Genomic DNA, 21935 nt, shown 5'->3' on the forward strand with positions numbered 1-21935 from the left:
GCAAACAACTTAGTGCTTGCTGCAGCCTCTCTCGCTGCGAAGTGGAGCGATATATTAACCGCTTCACTTTTAAAGTCAACTAGAAAATCAATTTATTTTTCAAAGTAACTTTCCGTTTGACTCCCGCTTACTTAACTCAGCATTTGTTGTTGCTGTGCTCCGTGTCGGTGGATGCGCATTATAGGCAGATCGAAAATCAGATCAACCCCTTTTTTCAAAAAAAACGATCTTTTTTGATCGTATGATTATTAAGTATTCAATGCGCCTATTTCATTAACACAAAAGCTACATTTACGCATAAAAAAACGCCAAACTTATGTTTGGCGTTTTAGGGAGTGTAATACTAATGAAAATTTGTTTATTTCCAGCTACGCATTTTGTGACCTTTAACTGCGTAGAAGATAATAAATAGATAACTAGGTACCATTAATGCGTACGCACCTTGTGCACCTAAACCAGCTACATTACCTAGACCAATAAGTAATGGGCCAAGCGCACCACCTGCAATACCCATAATAAGTAGACCTGATGCAGTTCCAGTTAGTCGACCTAAACCACTTAATGCTAGAGGCCAGATTGCAGGCCATACCATTGCATTAGCAAAACCTAATAACGCAATACATACTAATGGATCAGGTAATTCAGGACCACCGAATGGAACAAGTAGTATATTTGAGATAGCTGTAGATTCGTTGCTACCGAATACTACTGCAGCAACTGTAATTAAACCTGCAACACCCGACATAACCAACGCATTTTGTTGTGACATATATTTAGGGATAAGCGCAATACCGATTGCATAACCAACAAGCATGCACGCCATTGTGTAGGATGTCATCATAGAGAAATCAGCAACACCAATCGCTAATGCGTATGAGCCAATGGTATCTGCAGCGATTACTTCTACTGCTACATAAAGTGCGATACCAATTACACCTAATACTAAATGAGGATGACTAAGAGCTTCACGTACTTCACCTTTTGCATTTGGGTTTTCATCTTCAAATACTAAATCAGGTAATGGGGAGAATTTTGCGAATGCTGCAAACGCGAAGATTAAACCTGCAATTGCTATATAAGGTGCCACTAAACTATTTGCCATTGCATCTTTTTGCGCTTGTGAAAGTACTTCACCCTCACCTGCAACTGCGGCAACCGTTACCATTGCAAATACAATTGGAACAACAACCCCTGCAAACTTGTTTAAAAGACCCATAATACAAACACGTACAGCAGCAGAACTTTCTGAACCCATTTTAACAACATATGGATTTACCGCTGTTTGTAATACAGTTTGACCTACACCAATGAGCAATTGAGCAAATAAGAAAATTTCAATCATTTGCATTTTTGCAGCTGGAATATATAGCAGTGCTGAAGCTGCCATAATGGCACAACCTATTGCCATGCCATTCTTATAACCCACTTTCTTAATTAACATTGCCGATGGAATACCAGCAATGGTTACTGCAATATAGAAAGATGAAATAATAAATGAAGCTTGCAGCGGTGACAGCTCAAGCATTTGTTGTAAGAAAGGTGTAATTGCACCGTTTAACCAGGTAATACAACCTAGTATAAAAAACATTGAGCCAGAAAGTACCATTGGTAAAATGATGCTTTGCTGGGAATTTTGTTCGTTTTCCACTGTTGCTTCCATAAACTTCTTCTTGTTGCAGGTTAATCTTATGCCATAGTTTTAAACTATGAAAATACCATTTGCGTTAAACAACCTATCTTTCAGACGCACTAATAAATAGTTAACGCACCCGGTTTTATTTCTTGGTTTTATTATTAGCACTAATCACTTTGTATACGGCAATTTTCGGAAGTTAGCGCTTCCCCTAAGCCACAAAAATGATAGCGCTGTCATTTTACTTTAATGCAATTGAATAAATATTGCCACTTTGAATTTTGAATTAATTAGAACAAAAAGGGAGCAAATGCTCCCTTTAGTTTTAATAACAATTAGTTAATTAATCGTAGTAATACGACTCTTAACTTGATCATTTAATGAACTTCTCAACCATAGTTGGGCATTACCCACAGCAACAGGTTTTTGATATGTTTGCCACGACTTACCTTTATCAACACTGTATTCAACATCTAAGTAAGCTGTTGCAACACTGGTTGTTAGGGTACCGTTATTAACTTCACCACCTGGTACATCTAAATTAGCTTTCACACCTGACTTAGCTAGTTTTGCAAGCTCCTTGCTACCTAGTGCAGCAGAGAAAGTCATCCAATCTTTAGCACGCTTTTCAGCGTTTGGTTTTTCACCTTCCCAAGAAGCTTTGTGCCATGAACGCTCTGCTACTGCCAACACACGCGGGAATAACATAGCTAATACTTGATCTTCAGTACGGATTGTTTCAGACCATACCTGCCCTTGCATACCTAAAATATTTTCAGGCTTTTCAAGCTGAGGTAATGAACGACCAACTAAGTCTTCTAAGTTTTTGATAACTTCACCAGTGCGGGTAAAGTCAGCATTGGCATAAACATTGTCTGGCATATAGCCAAATGCTTTTTCATTACTGATAAAACGCGTTGCCCAATAATAGCCACGTTCTTCTGGGTGTGCTTCGTAAGGGTGGTCAAAATAAAGATGTGTACCATGCGATAAAACAACTTGATAGTCATTGTTTGCTAAGCGGTAAGCACGATCTGCAACACCCCACTCCCAAATATTATCCCAAGCATTCGCTGTAAATACTGGATTAGGGAATTCTTCACGGTTAAATGTATTCACGCGGTCATACATTAAACCATCTTCCCATGCGCCAGGAGCAATACCACGTTTAGCAAGCATTTTTGCTACACGCTGGGTAAAGTAAGGCTTAAGATCGGCAGGACCTGCAACCCCATTACCAGCCTCTTCAAACATTTTTTGACACGCTGGTGAATTAGTCCAAGAACCAGCACCTACTTCATCGCCACCAAAATGCAGGTTTTCTAAACGTACACCCGCTTCACGATACATTTGTTGAAGCTCGTACGTCACTTTCTCCATAAAGTTATAACTTGAGTCCATACACGCATTGATAGAATTATCAGTGTAATTCTGTACTGTGATGTATTCTGACTTATCTTCAGGATCACTCAGCAAGTATGCTTTCGCACCTACTTCATCGCCTGCTTTCATCAATTTACGGTAACGTGCTTCCATCGCAATAATTGATGCACGCGCATGACCTGGCGACTCTACTTCAGGAATGATCTTGATATGACGTGCAGCGGCAAATTTTAATAATTCAACAAAATCATCTTTCGTAAGATAGCCATTACCTGAACCGTCTTTGTGTGGACCTGTACCCAACTGAGTCAGTAAGCAAGAATCTTCAGACAAATCAAAACAACGTACGCCACCAATTTCTGCAAGCTCAGGTAATGATGGGATCTCTAAACGCCAACCTTCATCATCTGAAAAGTGCCAATGTAATGTATTGAGCTTATATTTTGCCATTTGCTCAACCAACTTAAACATTGCATCTTTACCATGGAAGTTACGTGCATTGTCATAATGCATACCGCGGTAACTAAAGCGCGGCGAATCTTTAATTTCTACACGTGGTAATTCAACGCTGCCGTTGGTGTCAGCTGGGAAAAGTGCCAATAATGACTGCAAACCATAAAAAACACCTGCATTATCACTACCAATAACCGTAATTTTATTTTTATCAATTTCTAAGTGATAACTTTCAGCGTCACCATTTTGAATTGAATTATCAACTTTTAATGATAAATGCGGTTTTTTACCTACTGAGGTATGGTCTGCATTCGCTTCTAATTTAAGGCCATACAGTTTTGATAAATCATCAAGCAGTACTGTTACTTCTTGCTTTAAACTACCTTGATAGCTAACAACCCAATCTGACGAAAGCGTTACTTCACCACGAGAAAAATCAACGCTTTGTGGCTTTGGAATAATTCGCTTAAGGGCTTCCTCTTGGCTTGGCGTGTATTTTTCATTTTTGATATTAAGTGCATGACGGTTTTGTGCATCGGCAATCACACTTAAATCTTTTGGCGTGTTAAATTTCTTTAATTGGCGCTCTTCAACAATTGGCAGTACAAACTGTTTTAAATCTTCAGTATCTGTGCTGGCAAACACTTCTGCGTCTTTATTATTGAGTGAGATAAATGCACGTGGCATCACATCTGAATAAGACACAATATAAGCTGCTGCTTCATACTCAAGTGCTAACATTTCACCAACGGCTAAACCAGCAAATGCTTTAGTCGGCACTAAACGATGCAAGTCACCGTTTACATGCTCAATTGCAATACCTTTTACTTCAGAGGTTTTTACTTTACGAATACTGTGGAAATACAGCTGCCAGTTACTTTCACCTTTTGGTAGTGCAACTTTTGAAGTGTTTTTAAGTTGGACTTTACCGATGTAACCGCCATCGTTGTTATGAAAATTATCAACGACACCAAATTTTAGATCCGCTTGTGCTGCAAATTCTTTAATGTCAGATTGCGATAGCTTGGCATTAGCAAATAACGGCGTTGCCAATAAAGCTGTAGCAAGTATGGTTTTTCTCAAATACATAAGACTTCCTTTACTTGTTAATTATGCGCTTTCTAACCATAGAGCAACGAAAGCGTTAATTTTAGTTTTTGTTATTAGGAATCATAATGACTATTTAATGACAGCGCTATCAAAACAACTTAAAAAAAACCTTAATTTTATCTGAAAACATTTAATATCAGTAAGTTAGAGGTATTACAAAATACCTCTAACGTGTTGAAATTATTAATAGCCTGCAGCCATACCGTCTTTTCGCGTCTCTGATGCGCCAACATAAACGCCATTTGAGAGCTGCTTCATAATCGCTTGATAACCACCGTAGGGGCCAACTGCATGTTGAAGTGTGTGTCCTTTTTTCACCAGCTCACGTTTTGTCTTTTCTGAAAAACCAGCTTCTAAGCTAACATAGCCGCCATTTGTCATTTTTTCACCGGTAGGCTGTGACGAACCAGTATGTAAAATGCGTGGTGCATCCCCGGCTTCTTGCAGGTTCATACCAAAATCAATCATATTAATTAGAATTTGCGCATGCATTTGCGGTTGTGTAGCGCCACCCATCACACCAAAGCTGATATAAGGTTTGCCACCTTTGGTAACAAAGGCAGGAATAATAGTATGAAAAGGTCGTTTTTTAGGTGCATAAACGTTGAAGTGACCTTCTTCAAGGGCAAATAGCTCGCCACGATTTTGCAACACAAACCCTAACTTTTCTGGTGTCATGCCAGAACCCATACCGCGATAGTTACTTTGAATAAGTGATACCATGTTGCCATCTTTATCAGCAGTAGTTAAATAAATAGTATCTCCTTCTACTGGCCCCGCATCCACTTGCTTGCTCGCTTTATTTTCATCAATAAGCTTGCGACGCTTTGCAGCATATTCTTTGCTAATTAATTGTTTTACTGGAATGTCATTGAATGATGAGTCAGCGTAGTATTTAGCGCGATCAGCAAAAGCCAATTTTTTAGCCTCCACAAAAGTATGAACATACTCAGGGCTGTCAAATCCCATACTTGCAATGTCATAGTCTTCAAGAATATTTAAAATTTGTAGCGCGGCAATACCCTGGCCATTGGGCGGCAGCTCCCATAAATCATAACCACGGTAGTTAGTACTTACAGGTTCTACCCAGTTACTTTTATGCGATGCTAAATCGTCGTAACTCAAATAACCGCCATTGGCTTTCATATAACGGTCGATTTCTTTTGCAATATCACCTTTATAGAATGCATCGCGACCGCCTTTTGCAATTTTGCGGTAAGTTTGTGCAAGTGCATGGTTTTTAAAGATTTCACCTTTTTTTGGCATATGGCCATTTGGCATAAAGACTTCTTTAAAGCCCGGGTACTTTCCACGAACAGAAACACTTTTATCGAGGTAGTAAGCAATTAGCTCTGATACTGGAAAACCATTTTCAGCATAATTTATTGCAGGCGCTAATAACTCAGCCATTGGCAATTTGCCAAATTTATTGTGCAATTCAAACCAACCGTCGACAGCACCAGGTACCGAAACCGGTAATGGGCCATAACTAGGTATTTTATCGCCCTGCGCTTTTAATATATCAATCGTTAATGATCCCGGCGAACGACCTGATGCATTAAGTCCATGCAGTTTTTGCTCTTTTTGTTGCCATACAATGGCATATAAATCGCCACCAATACCGCAACCTGTTGGCTCAACTAATCCCAATACCGCATTTGCTGCAATTGCAGCATCCACAGCACTGCCACCTTTTTTTAATATATCGAGCGCAACTTGCGTTGCTAACGGCTGCGACGTTGCAGCCATGCCATTTTCAGCAAATACTTCTGAGCGACTGGCAAACATTTCACCTGTAATGCGATCATAAGCACTGGCGATTGACGGAATTGCCAAACTGATAATCAGTAAAGGGGGTTTAAGCCATTTCATTATTATTATCCTGTTGTTCTGGTTATAGCTAACATAACGCTTTTTCTGAACAGGAAACAATAATTCGAGGTAAATAGAGAAGATCTGTAGATAAAATGCAGGTTAGTAGCAAAGCCGTAGATGCTTTGCTACTAACTTGGGAACTAGTTTGCTTGTAGTTTCTCGATAATCACAACATTAGCCGCTGGGAATTCATAATTATTTAAATCACTAATAGCCACCCATTTGTGGTCTTGTCCTTCTAGGTGTTTTGCTTCACCATCAAACGCTTCAACTAAGTGAATATCTAGATGCACTGATTTATCTGGGTAATCATGGTGAATTTCTAAAAAAGGCGTTGATGATTTTACGTCAATGCCAATTTCTTCTTTTAATTCTCTTGCTAACGCTTGCGTTACGGTTTCGCCCGCTTCCACTTTACCGCCCGGAAACTCCCATTTACCGCCTTGATGTTGTGACTCGTGACGTTTAGCAATAAAAATTAAATCATTTTTTTTAATTACACCAACTGCAACATGTACTTGTTTTTTCATTTTGTATTCTTCTTAAAATCATAAAAAAAGCGACACACTGTGTCGCTTTTCTTTGTACGGCTCACTATTAAGAAAGTTTACCGTGACATTGCTTATATTTTTTACCTGAACCACATGGGCAAGGATCATTACGACCTACTTTTGCGTCATTGCGAACAGTTACATGCGCACCTTGTGGTGTTTCACCACCAACATGCTCAGCTTCTTCATGTTGATATTGCTTTGGTGTATTTTCAGCTTGTTGACGACGACGCTCTTCAACCGCTTCAACATCTTCTTCTGCACGTACTTGTACTTTTGCAAGAATGCTAACCACTTCCACTTTCAGTGCTTCTAGCATGTTAGAGAATAATTCAAATGACTCACGCTTATATTCTTGCTTCGGATTTTTCTGTGCATAACCACGTAGACCAATACCTTGACGTAAGTGATCCATCGCTGCAAGGTGATCTTTCCAATGTTGGTCAAGTGTTTGTAACATAATCGCTTTTTCAAAGTGACGCAAAACATCTGCACCCACTTGATCTTCTTTATGTTTGTAAGCCGCAGTAACACCTTCTTCAATACGCTCACGAAGTTTTTCTTCGTAAAGTTTATTATCTTCATCAAGCCATTGTTGTATAGGCATTTCAACTAGGAAATCTGCACGTAAACGATCTTCAAGACCGGCAATATCCCACATATCAGCAAGTGATTGCGGTGGAATGTACTGATCGATAATACCGTTAAGTACATCTGAACGAATCGCAGTAATTGTTTCTGAAATATCGCCTTCTTCTAATAGCTCATTACGCTGCGTATAAACTACGCGACGCTGATCATTTGCTACATCATCGTACTCAAGTAATTGCTTACGAATATCAAAGTTACGGGCTTCAACTTTACGTTGTGCATTTTCGATTGCGCGGTTTACCCACGGGTGCTCAATTGCTTCACCACGTTGCATACCTAATTTACGCATCATGTTCATCATGCGCTCGCCAGCGAAAATACGCATTAGTGCATCTTCCATTGATAGGTAGAAACGGCTTGAACCTGCATCACCTTGACGACCTGAACGACCACGTAACTGGTTATCGATACGACGTGATTCATGACGCTCGGTAGCAATAATGTGTAAACCACCTGCTTCTAGTACTGCATCATGACGTTTTTGCCATTCTTCTTTCAGCTTTGCGATTTGCTCATCTGTTGGATTTTCAAGCTTTTCAGCTTCCATCTTCCAGTTACCGCCTAACACGATATCGGTACCACGACCTGCCATGTTAGTTGCAATAGTTACTGCACCCGCAAGACCAGCGTTTGCAACAATCTCAGCTTCTTGTTGGTGGAATTTCGCATTTAGTACATTGTGCTTAATTTTTTCTTTACGTAAAAACTGCGATAAGTACTCTGAGCTTTCAATTGAAATTGTACCCACAAGCACAGGCTGACCACGCTCTTGGCAATCACGGATATCCGCTAAGATTGCTTCGTACTTTTCTTCTTGCGTTAAGTAAACTAAATCGGCACGGTCATCACGGATCATCGGTTTGTTAGTTGGAATAACAACTGTTTCTAGACCGTAGATTGACTGGAATTCAAATGCTTCTGTGTCCGCTGTACCTGTCATACCAGCAAGAATGTCGTAAAGACGGAAATAGTTTTGGAACGTGATTGATGCAAGTGTTTGGTTTTCGTTTTGAATGTTAACACCTTCTTTTGCTTCAACCGCTTGGTGTAAACCTTCTGACCAACGACGGCCCTCCATTGTACGACCTGTATGTTCGTCAACAATGATAACTTCGTCATCTTTAACAACGTAATCGACGTCTTTTTGATAAAGCTTGTGAGCACGAAGTGCTGCATAAACATGGCTTAAAAGGGTGATATTATTTGCAGAATAAAGCGAATCACCGTCTTCAATTAAACCTAACTCTGTTAAGATTTCTTCTACACGAACTTGACCGCGTTCTGTAAGGTGAACCTGCTTAGACTTTTCATCAATTGTGAAATCGCCATCGCCTTCAACACCCTCTTCATCTTCTTTTTCTTGCTGTTCAAGCTGCGGCACCAATTTATCAATTTGTTGGTAAAGCTCAGAGCTATCTTCTGCAGGACCAGAGATGATTAGCGGCGTACGCGCTTCATCGATTAAGATTGAGTCAACCTCATCCACTACTGCGTAGTATAGAGGACGCTGAACACGTTCTTCTGGCGAAAACGCCATATTGTCACGAAGATAATCAAAACCAAATTCGTTGTTTGTACCGTAAGTAATGTCTGCTGCATAAGCCACTTTCTTTTGCTGTGGCATCATACCTGGCACGTTACAGCCAACTGTTAAACCTAAGAATTCAAAAAGGGCACGGTTTGTTTCTGCATCACGTTTTGCTAGGTAGTCATTCACCGTAATAACGTGAACACCTTTACCTGTTAAACCGTGTAAATACGCAGGTAAGGTTGCTGTAAGGGTTTTACCTTCACCGGTACGCATTTCTGAGATTTTACCTTGGTGTAAAACCATACCACCGATAAGCTGCACATCGAAGTGACGCATACCGTAAACACGCTTAGAAGCTTCACGAACAACTGCAAATGCTTCAGCTAGGAAAGAGTCTAAGGTTTCACCATTATCATAACGCTCACGAAACTCTGCTGTTTTTGCTTTTAGCTCTTCATCCGAAAGCGCTTCGTACTGCTGTTCTAATCCATTAATTTGCTCGACCGTTTTTCGTAAATTTTTAATTATTCGATCATTGCGACTACCAAATATTTTGGTAAGTAAGTTAGCTATCATGATAAAACCGTTACAACCTTAGTTTAGTGACAAAACCCATGTCACTTTTCAAATTAATTGTGCGTACAGTATCAGCAGAGCACCGATATTGCTAGTTAACCCGACCAAAGATGGCTCGTTCACACTATGCAAACAGTATTATTTGAGATAACTAGCAATATAGCCTTGAGTGATACAGCTGTATTTTTCTATATATTGAGACAATTCTGCCTAATTCAAGGGCGATATTTTATTCATTTAATCTCACTGAGCCAAGTTTAATTTGCCGTTTGTTCAGCTTTATTTATAGCTTTTTACTTGCTGTAACTTTTGATGCCCAATACAATAAGAAAAAAGAGGGTTTTAAGCATGGCAAAAAACAGGTTTGCACCTAAACCACTTGGCGATGTCCTCACCAATCTGCCAAATCGGCTTCAGCAATTTTCAAATAAAAATCAAGAGAATAAACAACTACAAAAACTGCTAGAGCAAATTCTAGATAGTAATATGCTAGCGAAGTGCGCTATCGCAAATTACCAAGACGGCACATTAGTACTTAATGCCCAATCGGCTGCTGTTGCGATGCGTTTAAACTATATGAAAATAAGTTTACTCAGTGATTTTCGCCGATTGGGTTTACCTGAACTTTGCCAAATAAAAATACAAACTTCACCGCGCAGTGCCATTAACAAAACAGCGGACAATTCGCAAAACCAAGAGAAAAAACGTTTAACAAAAAACGCACAACAATCATTACTTGAAGTTGCCGAGCACGCCCCCGATGCTCTCAAAGAAAAGCTAAAGCGCCTTGCGAAACTTGCTGACAGATAATGGTTTTTTATAACGCTGAATAATTGCTATTATTGACGAGCAATAAAAATATTTACCATAGAAGGTATGCGTTATGCTTAAACAACTTGTTTCTTTAGCGTTATTAGCGGTCAGCTTTAACTCAGCCGCAGCTTGGCAATTACAAAATAACAGCTCAAAAGTTAGCTTTGTTTCTATTAAAAAAGACACTATAGGTGAAGTTCATCACTTTAAAACCTTGTCAGGTTCGATTGCTGATAACGGCGACTTTTCAGTTGAAATTGATTTAACTTCCGTAGAAACCAACATTCCAATCCGTAATGAACGCATGCAAAGCATGTTATTCAATACAAAATCGTTTGCTAAATTAAACTTGAATGCCAAAGTAAACAAAGAATTAGCGCAACTTACTGATGGAAAAAGCAATGTATTTTCTGTGCCAGCAACGTTATCTTTAAATGGTGTTGAAAAGTCGCTCACTATTGATGTGTTTGCAGCGCGAACTAACAATGATTCATTATTAGTTACAGCAATGTCACCTATCATTATTAATGCAAGTGACTTCAATTTAGATGCAGGTGTTGCTGCATTACAAAAAGTAGCAGGCTTACCAAATATTGCCCGTGCAGTTCCAGTCACCTTTGTTCTTCACTTCACTCAATAGCATTTATTAAAGCGGTTTTAGTCTTTTATGGATTTATCAATACTGACAAAGCAAATTGAAACTAGCGTTGCACCATTTGAATCATGGCAACCCGCAAACTGCGGTGAAATAGATATTGAAATCAAAGCAAACGGCGATTGGTACTTTCAAGCAACTAAAATTGACCGTATAAATATGGTTAAATTATTTGCTCGGGTACTCATCAAAGAGCAAAACCATTACTACTTAAAAACACCCATTGAAAAAATGCGCATCCGTGTTGAAGATGCGCCTTTTTTAATTACCCACTGGTATGAAAAAGAAGAGTTTATAATTTGTTGCGACAACCTAAATAGAGAATATATTTTAGGTGATAATCATCAACTGGAACTTAAAAGCGATGTGCCTTATTTGCATTTACATCATGGTGTTTTAGCAAAAGTGTCGCGCAATGTGTTTTATCAATGGGCTGAAATAGCGAGTGAAAAAAAAGGCCGCTTTGCTATTTGCTCTGGCGGCCAAGACTTCTTTATTGGTTAATCAATTAAATCACACGTGAGAATCGCGTTAATTTCGCTTGTTGTTTTAAATACGCATCAAAGGTCATGCATATATTACGTATAAACAAGCGGCCTTTGTTCTCTACGATAAGCTTACTCTCATCCAGCGAAATCATGCCATCTTCAGCAAAACACGTAAGTCCACTTAACTCATCAGCAAAGTAATCTGCAAAGTTAATTGCAAACTTGCTCTCAACATCTGCAAAATTTAGCTTAAAGTGGCAAATAATTTCTTTAATAACAAACGCGCGAATTTTATCATCCTTGGTTAGAGTAAGCCCTTTAACAACTGGCACACCTGCTGCTTCAACGGTTTGATAATAGTCTTTAAGATCTTTCGGGTTTTGGAAGATACTATCGCCCACTTGTGAAATTGAAGACGCACCTAACCCTAATAAGTCACAATCGCCATGGGTAGTATACCCTTGGAAGTTACGGTGTAATTTCCCCTGCTGCTGTGCAATAGCGAGTGAGTCAGTGTTTTTAGCAAAGTGGTCCATGCCGATATTTACGTATCCAGCTTCCATCATTTGCGCCAGAGTATTTTTAAACATTGTCAGCTTTTGCTCTGGGCTTGGTAATTGTTCGTCTTTAATTTTACGTTGTGCAGCAAAACGGTCAGGCAAATGAGCATAGTTAAATACCGAAACACGATCTGGCGAGAGTGCAATTAATCGCGCCATGCTCTCTTTAAAGCTCTCAGGCGTTTGCAACGGTAAGCCATAAATCATATCTGCATTTACCGATGAAAAGCCCAGTGCCCGCGCTTCGCTCACAAGGTTTGCAACGTTATCGGCGCACTGCTCACGGTTTACCGCTTTTTGCACTTCATCATTAAAATCTTGAATACCAAAAGACACTCGATTAAATCCAAGCGTACGTAAATGACCAAGCATATCGTCAGGTAAAGAGCGGGGATCTATTTCAATGCTCGATTGCACTTCATCGGAAAAATTAAAATGCGCTTTAACAATCGCCATAAGACGGCTCATTTGCTCTTTTGTTAAAAAGGTTGGCGTGCCGCCACCTAAATGAAGTTGCTCAATATTGTAACCTTTATAAAGCGCTGCTTGTGCCTTTGCTTCTTGCTCTAAAAAGTCTAGGTATACATCTGCTTTATGCTGGTGACGGGTAATTATTTTATTACAACCACAGTAGTAGCAAAGTTGATGACAAAATGGCACGTGAATATAAAGCGATAAACGCGTGTTATCACTTTTTGCAATGGCGTTTATGACAGATTCTACTGAGAATCCCGACTCAAATGATAATGCTGTCGGGTACGACGTATAACGAGGACCTGATACATTGTATTTTTTTATTAGGGAATTATCCCATTCTACGAAATTTTGCACGACTGAAACCTAACAATATTAAGGTTTAGCAAGTGTACAAAAGTAAGCAAAATGAGGTTTTGATCCAAAACAATAAAGCCAGCGAGTGCTGGCTTTATTCTATTTCTAAAGAAACCTAAGGTTAACTAGCAAAAACATGCTTTGCTTTAGGATCAGCAGGGAAATAAGCCTCAATTTTTGCTGCTTCAGCTAGAATACCCTCTTCGAGTTCCTGTTCAGCGCGCCAACGTTTGCTATCCATCTGAAAGATTTCTTTCTTGCTATATTTCTTGCGAGCATCATGAGTTGGCATTTCTTTTACCACCTCATACATCTTAAACACATGCTCATATTCCGTTTCAGGATCAACTTTTTCAGCAAATTGATATTGCGACATCAATACCCAGATACGTAAACAGCCTTCTGAATATTCACACTGCTTCTCTTTCATTGCGCGAGCAATCAAGTTAATGCTGTCGGCAATCTTCGCATTGCGTTCAAGCGCTTTGGCTTTTAGCTTTTCTAGTTGAGCTTGTTGCTGCTCTTTTTGTACTTTCAATTGGAATAACAATTTACCGGCGTAAAAAGCAAGGCCAGCGACAATCGCTACAGCAACAATAATGGCAATTACCCAAAGAGGACTCACTACTTAAGCTCCTCCTCGTCATCATCGCTCAGCCATTCATCGGCAAGGTCGTTCGACATAAACTGGTCTAACATATCTTCGTCGTCAAACTCGTCTTCATCTTCAATACCGAGTAGTTCACATAACGCTTGGTGGCGTGCCACTTTTGCATTCAGGTATTTAGCATCTTTACCAACTAGCACTTCGCCCGCATTTTGACGTTCAAGTAACGACATTAGCTTTTGATCATTTTCAATTTGCTCAAGCTCTTGCTCTGGCGTAAGCTCAGGTTCAACAACTTTACGCAGCTCTACTTGAGGCTGTAAATGACGTTTAAACTCTGGTTGCTGCTCAATAGCCGCAGCTTCAGGTACTAGGCTAATAGGCTTTTTACTACCAAGACGCGTATCTTTGCGTTGCTTACCTGAAGTATTGTGTTCATCCATAACTTCTTGCGCATTACGCGTACCCGCTTTATTACCAGTACGCTTTTTAACACGCTGCTCTTTTAAAGCGCGTAACTCGGCAAGTTTCTCTTTGCTCAAACGGAAGCTACCGTTACCACCGCTACCGATTTTGCGTGACTTTTTCTTTCTGGTCATAACTACATCTAAATAATTTTCAAAACTAAGACTATTTTACACCATTGCTGACTTTTTAAATAGCATCACATCATCTCCATAAAATGTCAGGGATAAATCACTTTGTTTGGCTAAATAGCTAAACGTTTCCTGCGAGAAAAAGTTGATGTGAGTAATATCATTCTTGTAATGCCAGTTTTTAAAACGCTCTTGATTAATCACCAATTTAGTCATCACCACTAAAACCCCTTGCGGTTTTAATAAACCCAGCAGTTGTTGCCACACTTCTGCAGGTTTTGCCAAATGCTCTATCACTTCTGTGCACGAGACAAAATCGTACTGCTGATTTAACACTTCCTGATGAGGGTAATAAAAAATATCGTAGAGTGCCGTCGAATGGCCTTTTTCTTCCAACATTTTGGCAAGTGCAGGGCCTGGACCACAACCGAAGTCTAAACCGCTGCTGGGCTTATCTAATTCGGCCAATAATGGATTAAGTGCTCTGCTCAGAAATTGCTGATAACCGGCGTCATTTACATCATTTTGGTGACTATCATAGATTTTCTTTTCTTCGGTTAAAGAGATCATCTGACTACGGGCAACAAATACAAGTCGGCAATGGTTACATTGAAAGTAATCACGACGTTTATCTTGACTAAAGAGCGAAACATCAGGGTGATGGCATAAAGGGCAAGGTTCTAGCATGAGTGCGGTCTAAAATTGATTTAGAGTATAGTAACAATTTTTTCAAGGCAAATAAAAAGGCGACAGAGAATCTCTGTCGCCTACTAATCTGAGTGTCTATGACACTTCTCCCTTCGACTGTTTTAACCAACAAGTCTAATATTATTATTATTTTACTATCCGTATTTTTATTATTTTCTTCCGTGCTTTTTTTATTTTCGGTCTTCCTAACGCTTTCTTAGCAATCCCTTAGTGTAACCATTGGTTACTTTCCCCTACGCACATAATTGTCGCTGCACTTCCGTATTTTACTGCTTTCCCTGTTATTTTTTTGTCCCTTGCGACAGGTGAATAATTTACTTGTTAATAATTTTGTTACAACTAATTTAACTAAAATAAATAAAAAAAGTTTTCTTTAGAAAAAACGTTAATAATAAAAAACATACACTTAAACATAATTCAAATGCAAAATAGCGAATTAACTTACAGTTAACATTGGTCACTTTCCCACACCACTTGTAAGATATGTCTCACAGACTTAAGTATAAAAAAAGCAGCTTACGCTGCTTTTTTTATCAATTACACAAATCAGTATAATTAGTGAAGACCTGAAACATACTTAGAAAGAAGCTCAATATCTTTATCTGTTAACTTTTTAGCAAGATCACGCATCATGCCATTAAGATCATTATTGCGTTCACCAGAGCGGAATTTTTCAAGTTGTGCTTTCACGTAATCAGCATTTTGGAAAGATACTTTCGGGAAGCCCGCCAGAGAAGTACCGTTACCACGTGGTCCATGACATGCTGCACATGCTGGAATACCGCGCTCAGCATCACCTGCTTTGTATAGTTTTCCGCCTTCAGCAACAACATCTTCAGGGGTTGTGCCAGACTCCATGTTTATGCTTGCAAAGTAAGCTGCAATATCTCTCATGTCTTGCTCTGATAGCGGCATAGCCATTCCACTCATTACAGGGTCCATACGACCCTCAGCACCACCTGAGGTCATGCCTAATTTAAATTCTTTTAATTGCTTGAATAAGTATTGAGCGTGCTGACCTGCAAGTTTAGGGTGATTAGGAAGTGGTTTGTTTCCATCTACACCGTGACAAGCAACACATGTCGCAGCTTTCGTTTTTCCAGCTTCTATATCGCCTTCAAAAGCAGCAGCTTGATTAACGCTGAACGCACCAGCAACCATCATTAAAGATAAAGCTATTTTTTTCATGCTATTTCTCTGTTTCGACCCTATTAAAACCTGACAAGCAGGAATGAATACCAGCTAAAGTAGCCATATTCTACACGATTAAATTTTATCTGGCACGTCTTATGCCTTTATAAAACATATAAAATATAGGGGTTTTTATTAAAAAACTCCCGAAAGGCGCTTTTCTTTGATCTTTCTCAAGGTTAAATATGCCCATTAAAAAAGACAAAGCATTACTTATTTAGCTCTTGTTAGTATAAAATAAGCGCCCAGAAAGAAAAGATTTGTTAAAGGCAATCTAGCAAAAAATCCCCTCGATTGGGATCAGCCTTTAATCTTAACAGCGTTTTAAGGAGCTAACCTTGCTAAAGTCACGGGTTCAATATTCAAAAGCGAGCTTTATTACAAGTGCACCAGATATCACTAAACTGCCTGCTGATACGGGTGTTGAAGTGGCATTTGCAGGCCGTTCTAATGCAGGTAAATCGAGCGCCCTCAACGCGTTAACCGATCAAAAATTAGCACGTACCAGTAAAACACCTGGTCGTACTCAATTGATAAATACATTCTCACTAGGTGAGAATATGCGTTTAATAGATCTTCCAGGTTACGGCTTTGCTAAAGTGCCACTTGAAATGAAAAAGAAGTGGCAGAAATCACTTGGCGAGTACCTGCAAAAACGCGAAAGCCTGAAAGGTATTGTGGTTTTAATGGATATCCGTCATCCATTAAAAGAGTTAGATATGGACCTTATCAATTGGGCCGTAGACAGCGATTTAGAAATTCTTGCACTGCTAACTAAAGCGGACAAACTAAAGCAAGGAAAACGCAAAAGTGAAGTACTCAAAGTTCGTCGTGAGTTAAAAGAGTTAAGTGACAAAATAACGGTTCATGCATTCTCATCTCTTAAAGGCATTGGTTTACCAGAACTCGCAAAAACACTGGATGTTTGGTACTTAGGTGAAGTTGAAGCTGTTGCGCCTGAACAAGAAGATGACGAAACCACGTCATAAGAGAAGATTAGAAAAAACCGGTTGGCATAAACCAACCGGGTATAGCAATCTGGGGAGAAGCTATTAAAACGCTGTACCCCGTAAGAGATACATCATCAACAGGATGTCCTTATGGGACGGCGCGCACTTTAACAAAGCAGATTCGCAAAATAAAGCTATATCGCGCCAAAATGCAAAGAAATGTAACGAACTGCATTAAAATCAAGCAAAGCTAAATTTAATATAAAAAATAGCCAACAAAGATTGTTGGCTATTTAAATATCATATTAAAACGTTAAAGTTTAATGGGCTTGTTCCCAGTTATCCCCTGAGTCAGCCTCAACTAATAGTGGTACATCTAGTTCAGCGGCTTCACTCATTAAGGCACATATTTTCTCGCTAAACTCGCTCACTTTCTCAGCCTTGATCTCGAACACGAGCTCATCGTGAACCTGCATAATCATTTCAATATCTTCAGATGACTGTGTTTTAAGCCAACCTGAAACATTGATCATTGCACGTTTAATAATATCAGCTGCTGTACCTTGCATAGGCGCGTTAATCGCAGCACGTTCTGCAGCTTTTCGGCGAGCACCATTACGTGCATTGATTTCAGGTAGATACAAACGACGACCAAATAATGTACTGACATAACCTTTTTCAGCAGCATCTTCACGCGTACGCTCCATATACTCAAGTACACCTGGGAAGCGTTCAAAATAAGTATCCATATAATGTTGCGCTTCATTTCGAGGAATATCTAGCTGACGCGACAGGCCAAATGCACTCATGCCATAAATTAAGCCAAAGTTTACTGCTTTTGCTTTACGTCGCATGTCTGATGTGACAGTTTCAAGTGGTACACCAAATACTTCCGCAGCGGTCGCACTGTGAACATCTTTGCCCTCAGCAAACGCACTGAGTAAACCTTTATCTTGTGACAAGTGCGCCATAATACGTAACTCAATTTGGCTATAATCGGCAGCCATAATTAACTTACCAGGTGCTGCAACAAATGCCTGACGAATGCGGCGACCTGCTTCATTGCGAATTGGAATATTCTGTAAATTAGGATCGCTTGAACTTAAACGCCCCGTAGCTGTAACCGCTTGATGATAAGAAGTGTGGACACGCTGTGTAACTTCATCTACCATCTTTGGTAATTTATCCGTATACGTTGATTTGAGTTTTGCTAAACCACGATGCTCAATAATCAGTTTAGGTAACGGGTAATCATGTGCTAACTCTTGCAGTACTTCTTCCGCAGTCGATGGTGCCCCTTTTGGTGTTTTTTTAAGCACTGGCAAACCCAGTTTGTCGAATAGAATTCCCTGAAGCTGCTTAGTAGAACTTAAATTAAACTCCTCACCGGCAATCTCATAGGCTTCTTTTTCTAGCTCTTCAAGGCGTGCAGCAATTTCAACACTTTGCTGTGCTAGCATTTGGCTATTAATATGAACACCTGTGCGTTCCATATTTGATAATACGCTAACCAAAGGCAGCTCTATGGTGTTAAATACTTCAAGCAAGTCAGCTTCTTTTTCTAACATTGGCCAAAGTGTATTATGCAAACGTAGCGTAATGTCGGCATCTTCGGCTGCGTAAGGTGCCGCTTTTTCCAGCTCAATTTGATTAAACGTTAGCTGCGCTTTGCCTTTGCCGGCAATTTCTTCAAAGCTAATATTTTTATGGCCTAAATACTTTAATGCTAATGAATCCATATCATGGCGAGTGCCAACACTATTAAGCACATATGATTCAAGCATGGTATCAAAGCGAATACCATTAAGTTCGATACCCGCTCGCGCGAGTACACTTTTATCGTATTTAAGGTTTTGCCCTACTTTCGCTTTATTATGATCAGCTAAGATCGGTCCAAGCTTGCTAACTACCAAGTCAAGATCTAGCTGTACAGGCGCACCTAAGTAATCATGTTTTAATGGTAAATAAGCTGCTTCACCTTCTGTTACAGCAAAGCTCATACCGACTAAATCGGCTTGCATGTAATCAAGACTGGTGGTTTCTGTATCGAATGCAAATAACTCGGCTTTTTCTAACTTTGAAATCCAACTATCAAGCTGCGCTTCAGTTAAAATCGTTTCATAGTTAGCTTCAATTTGCTGCGCTGGAATTGTGCTTTCCACTTCTGCCGCTGGTGCGGTATTTCCATCAAGCAGCTCACTCAACCAGCGTTTAAATTCACATTCACCATACAGTTTGATTAACTCATCAGTATTAGCTTCTGCAACTTTAAATGATTCAATATCTTGTTCAATTTCAACATCGAGCTTGATGGTTGCAAGCTCATAGGATAACTGTAATTGCTCTTTATTATCTTCCAGCTTTTTAGCCATGGTTTTGGAACCACGGAAACCAAGATCTGCAATCTTATCTAAATTGTCATAAAGCGAGTCAATTGAACCAAGCCCTTGTAACATCGCTAGTGCGGTTTTCTCACCAACACCAGGTACGCCCGGAATGTTATCAACCTTGTCACCCATTAAAGCTAAAAAGTCGATAATAAGTTCTGGACCAATGCCAAATTTATTTACCACACCTTCTGGGTCTAAAATAGTATTGGTCATGGTGTTAATAAGCGTTACATGCTCATCAACTAACTGCGCCATATCCTTATCGCCTGTACTAATAAGCACATCACGTTTTTGCTCTGAGGCTTGTTTGGCAAGCGTACCAATAACATCATCTGCTTCAACACCAGGAATACTAATCAGAGGTAATCCCATTGCTTTAATGATGTTATGAATTGGCTCAATTTGACTGCGTAAATCATCTGGCATTGGTGGGCGATTTGCTTTGTATTCAGAATACATTTCATTGCGGAAAGTCGGCCCTTTTGCATCAAAGATCACAACCATGTGACTTGGTGAATACTGCTTAACAAGACTTTTAAGCATGTTTATAACACCATAAATTGCGCCAGTAGCTTCGCCTTTAGAGTTTGTTAAATGCGGTGGAGCATGATAAGCACGGAATAAATATGATGAACCATCAACCAAGATCAAGGGATTTTCAGGGTTCTGAGCCATAAGCACTCGCCTTACAACGATTTAAGTATAAATTGCCGATAGCATGCCATAACCCCGATAAGAAAACGAGGAATCAACTTCATAAAACACCAGAAATGTGTTTTCTGATTAAACATTAGACTAGGTAAACTAGCAACACCCGGTATGATTGGTTACAAGCTGTGGATAACTTTGTTAGTAAAGATGTAACAGGGCCTTCCCGAACTGTGGCAAAAACCAAGAAGGAATAAAATAATCTATTTATTTATTAGCAACTTAACAAGAGTAGAAAACTAGCTTATTGTTATTATTATTAATTTTCCAAATTGTGGAAACAGCTAAATATCTATCCTTAAATCTTAGAAAGGAACATCCTAATCTTTAGCAGGGCAGCTACTCTACCAATAAAAGATCAAAGATCCTAGTGATCTTTTTATAATTTTTTTTTATTTATATCGATTATTTATAGCTAGAATATAGCGACAACTAAATTTGTAACGGGAAGCTAAATAGACCATGAAGAAAGTAGCCGTAATTTTAAGTGGAAGTGGCGTTTTTGATGGCGCTGAAATTCATGAAGCAGTGCTAACATTACTTAATATTGAATTACAAGGCGCACACTATCAGTGCTTTGCACCAAATATTGATCAACTTCATGTAATTAATCATCTTACAGGTGAAGAAATGCCAGAGCATCGCAATGTGCTAATTGAAGCTGCGCGTATTGCCCGAGGTGACATCAAAGATCTTGTTGAATTAGATGTAAATGAGTTTGATGCGCTTGCATTGCCAGGAGGCTTTGGTGCAGCAAAAAATTTATGCAATTTTGCATTGAAAGGGGCTGATTGTGAAATCAATGCTGATGTTGCTAATGCATGCCGCGCATTTGCCAATGCTCAAAAACCGGCTGCTTATATTTGTATTGCACCTGCACTTATCCCACAAATATACCCCAAGGGTACGTTAGCAACGATAGGTAACGATATTGATACAGCTTTTGCAGTAAACGCCCTTGGTGCAACCCATAAAAGTTGTGATGTAGGTGATATCGTGGTGGATGAGCAAGCAAAAGTAATCAGCACACCTGCTTATATGCTTGCAACAAATATTCGTGAAGCAGCAAGAGGAATTGAAAAAGCCATCGCTAGACTAATCAAAATGAGCTAAGTTTGTTGAATAGTCAAAAGTTGCGCTAGCGCAACTTTTTAATATTTTAAGACTAATTAGCCATAACTAACCATTTTATAAATTTTCATCAGACGTTATAATTGTGCTAATTTCCGTCTATTGTGATAGATCACCCCAATTTTGTGAGCAAGTAAAAAATGAAAAAATTAACAGCAGCATTACTAATGATGAGTGCAACTGTTGCAGTTGCAGCACCTTTTGATAACTCGTTAACTGAAGAAGCGATTAAAAAACGTATCGCGCCAGTTGGCTCTGTTTATTTAGCGGGTGCAGAACCAGTTGTTGCTGAACCGACCGGCCCTCGTACAGGTCAACAAGTATATCAAGCAAGTTGTTTTGGTTGTCATGGTACTGGCGCATTAGGTGCACCTAAAACGAAAGCTGATTGGGATACACGTCTTGCTAAGGGTATGGACGTATTAATGGACCATGCGATTAATGGATTTAATGCAATGCCACCACGTGGTACTTGTATGAATTGTTCTGATGATGAGATTAAAGCTGCTATTGAGTTTATGCTAAAGGGAAACTGAGTTAAGCT

17 protein-coding genes are annotated in these 21935 nt (G+C 39.5%); 6 read left to right on the forward strand and 11 right to left on the reverse strand.

The window, feature by feature from the left end; genetic code table 11:
- Nucleotides 1-358: 358 nt before the first annotated feature.
- The 5 genes from nagP to secA all read right to left on the reverse strand — a co-directional run bounded on the left by nagP (nucleotide 359) and on the right by secA (nucleotide 9763).
- The gene (gene nagP / locus ABYD77_RS07020) at nucleotides 359-1660 is read right to left on the reverse strand and encodes an N-acetylglucosamine MFS transporter NagP (RefSeq protein ID WP_372768365.1); all 1302 of its coding nucleotides are present in this window, start codon (nucleotides 1658-1660) and stop codon (nucleotides 359-361) included.
- Nucleotides 1661-1972: 312 nt separating this feature from the next.
- Nucleotides 1973-4558 (reverse strand): family 20 glycosylhydrolase, encoded by a 2586-nt coding sequence (locus ABYD77_RS07025; RefSeq protein ID WP_372768367.1) that lies wholly within the window; start codon nucleotides 4556-4558, stop codon nucleotides 1973-1975.
- Nucleotides 4559-4762: 204 nt separating this feature from the next.
- Complete coding sequence (gene ggt / locus ABYD77_RS07030) at nucleotides 4763-6451, reverse strand: gamma-glutamyltransferase (RefSeq protein WP_372768369.1); 1689 nt, start codon at nucleotides 6449-6451, stop codon at nucleotides 4763-4765.
- A gap of 143 nt (nucleotides 6452-6594) precedes the next feature.
- Entirely contained in the window at nucleotides 6595-6984 is a 390-nt protein-coding gene (gene mutT, locus ABYD77_RS07035) for an 8-oxo-dGTP diphosphatase MutT (RefSeq protein WP_372768371.1), read from the reverse strand.
- Nucleotides 6985-7051: 67 nt separating this feature from the next.
- Nucleotides 7052-9763, reverse strand: coding sequence for a preprotein translocase subunit SecA (gene secA / locus ABYD77_RS07040; RefSeq protein WP_372768373.1), 2712 nt, complete (start codon nucleotides 9761-9763; stop codon nucleotides 7052-7054).
- Between the two features lie 348 nt (nucleotides 9764-10111).
- Between secA and ABYD77_RS07045 the strand changes: the two genes are divergently transcribed.
- From ABYD77_RS07045 to ABYD77_RS07055, 3 genes are all read left to right on the forward strand, one after another.
- Nucleotides 10112-10573: a DUF721 domain-containing protein gene (locus ABYD77_RS07045; protein WP_372768375.1), complete on the forward strand. Its 462-nt coding sequence runs from the start codon at nucleotides 10112-10114 to the stop codon at nucleotides 10571-10573.
- A 73-nt stretch (nucleotides 10574-10646) separates the two neighbouring features.
- Nucleotides 10647-11216 carry a YceI family protein gene (locus ABYD77_RS07050; RefSeq protein WP_372768377.1) on the forward strand — a complete coding sequence of 190 codons (570 nt, stop codon included), beginning with the start codon at nucleotides 10647-10649 and terminating at the stop codon, nucleotides 11214-11216.
- A 27-nt stretch (nucleotides 11217-11243) separates the two neighbouring features.
- Nucleotides 11244-11735, forward strand: a complete 492-nt coding sequence (locus ABYD77_RS07055) for a DUF1285 domain-containing protein (protein WP_372768379.1) — start codon at nucleotides 11244-11246, stop codon at nucleotides 11733-11735.
- 4 nt (nucleotides 11736-11739) lie between these two features.
- Here ABYD77_RS07055 and hemN read toward each other — a convergent pair whose 3' ends face one another.
- From hemN to ABYD77_RS07080, 5 genes are all read right to left on the reverse strand, one after another.
- Nucleotides 11740-13110 (reverse strand): oxygen-independent coproporphyrinogen III oxidase, encoded by a 1371-nt coding sequence (gene hemN / locus ABYD77_RS07060; RefSeq protein WP_372768381.1) that lies wholly within the window; start codon nucleotides 13108-13110, stop codon nucleotides 11740-11742.
- A gap of 121 nt (nucleotides 13111-13231) precedes the next feature.
- Entirely contained in the window at nucleotides 13232-13735 is a 504-nt protein-coding gene (locus ABYD77_RS07065) for a DUF2489 domain-containing protein (RefSeq protein ID WP_372768382.1), read from the reverse strand.
- The gene (yihI, locus tag ABYD77_RS07070) at nucleotides 13735-14316 is read right to left on the reverse strand and encodes a Der GTPase-activating protein YihI (RefSeq protein ID WP_372768384.1); all 582 of its coding nucleotides are present in this window, start codon (nucleotides 14314-14316) and stop codon (nucleotides 13735-13737) included. Before yihI ends, ABYD77_RS07065 begins: the two co-directional genes overlap by 1 nt.
- Before the next feature lie 36 nt (nucleotides 14317-14352).
- Entirely contained in the window at nucleotides 14353-15000 is a 648-nt protein-coding gene (locus ABYD77_RS07075; protein ID WP_372768386.1) for a class I SAM-dependent methyltransferase, read from the reverse strand.
- 576 nt (nucleotides 15001-15576) lie between these two features.
- Nucleotides 15577-16209 carry a cytochrome c gene (locus ABYD77_RS07080; RefSeq protein ID WP_372768388.1) on the reverse strand — a complete coding sequence of 211 codons (633 nt, stop codon included), beginning with the start codon at nucleotides 16207-16209 and terminating at the stop codon, nucleotides 15577-15579.
- A 341-nt stretch (nucleotides 16210-16550) separates the two neighbouring features.
- Here ABYD77_RS07080 and yihA point away from each other — a divergent pair, with 341 nt between their 5' ends.
- Nucleotides 16551-17201, forward strand: a complete 651-nt coding sequence (yihA, locus tag ABYD77_RS07085) for a ribosome biogenesis GTP-binding protein YihA/YsxC (RefSeq protein WP_038637889.1) — start codon at nucleotides 16551-16553, stop codon at nucleotides 17199-17201.
- Nucleotides 17202-17482: 281 nt separating this feature from the next.
- On the opposite strand, the gene polA is transcribed toward yihA, so the two are convergent.
- Complete coding sequence (polA, locus tag ABYD77_RS07090) at nucleotides 17483-20227, reverse strand: DNA polymerase I (protein ID WP_372768391.1); 2745 nt, start codon at nucleotides 20225-20227, stop codon at nucleotides 17483-17485.
- Nucleotides 20228-20722: 495 nt separating this feature from the next.
- Here polA and elbB point away from each other — a divergent pair, with 495 nt between their 5' ends.
- Entirely contained in the window at nucleotides 20723-21373 is a 651-nt protein-coding gene (elbB, locus tag ABYD77_RS07095) for an isoprenoid biosynthesis glyoxalase ElbB (RefSeq protein WP_372768393.1), read from the forward strand.
- A 158-nt stretch (nucleotides 21374-21531) separates the two neighbouring features.
- A complete protein-coding gene (locus ABYD77_RS07100; RefSeq protein ID WP_372768395.1) occupies nucleotides 21532-21927 on the forward strand; it encodes a cytochrome c5 family protein in 396 nt (131 codons plus the stop codon).
- Nucleotides 21928-21935: the final 8 nt, after the last annotated feature.

Origin of the sequence: Pseudoalteromonas sp., assembly GCF_041629635.1 — a bacterium.
Taxonomy (GTDB): Bacteria; Pseudomonadota; Gammaproteobacteria; order Enterobacterales; family Alteromonadaceae; genus Pseudoalteromonas.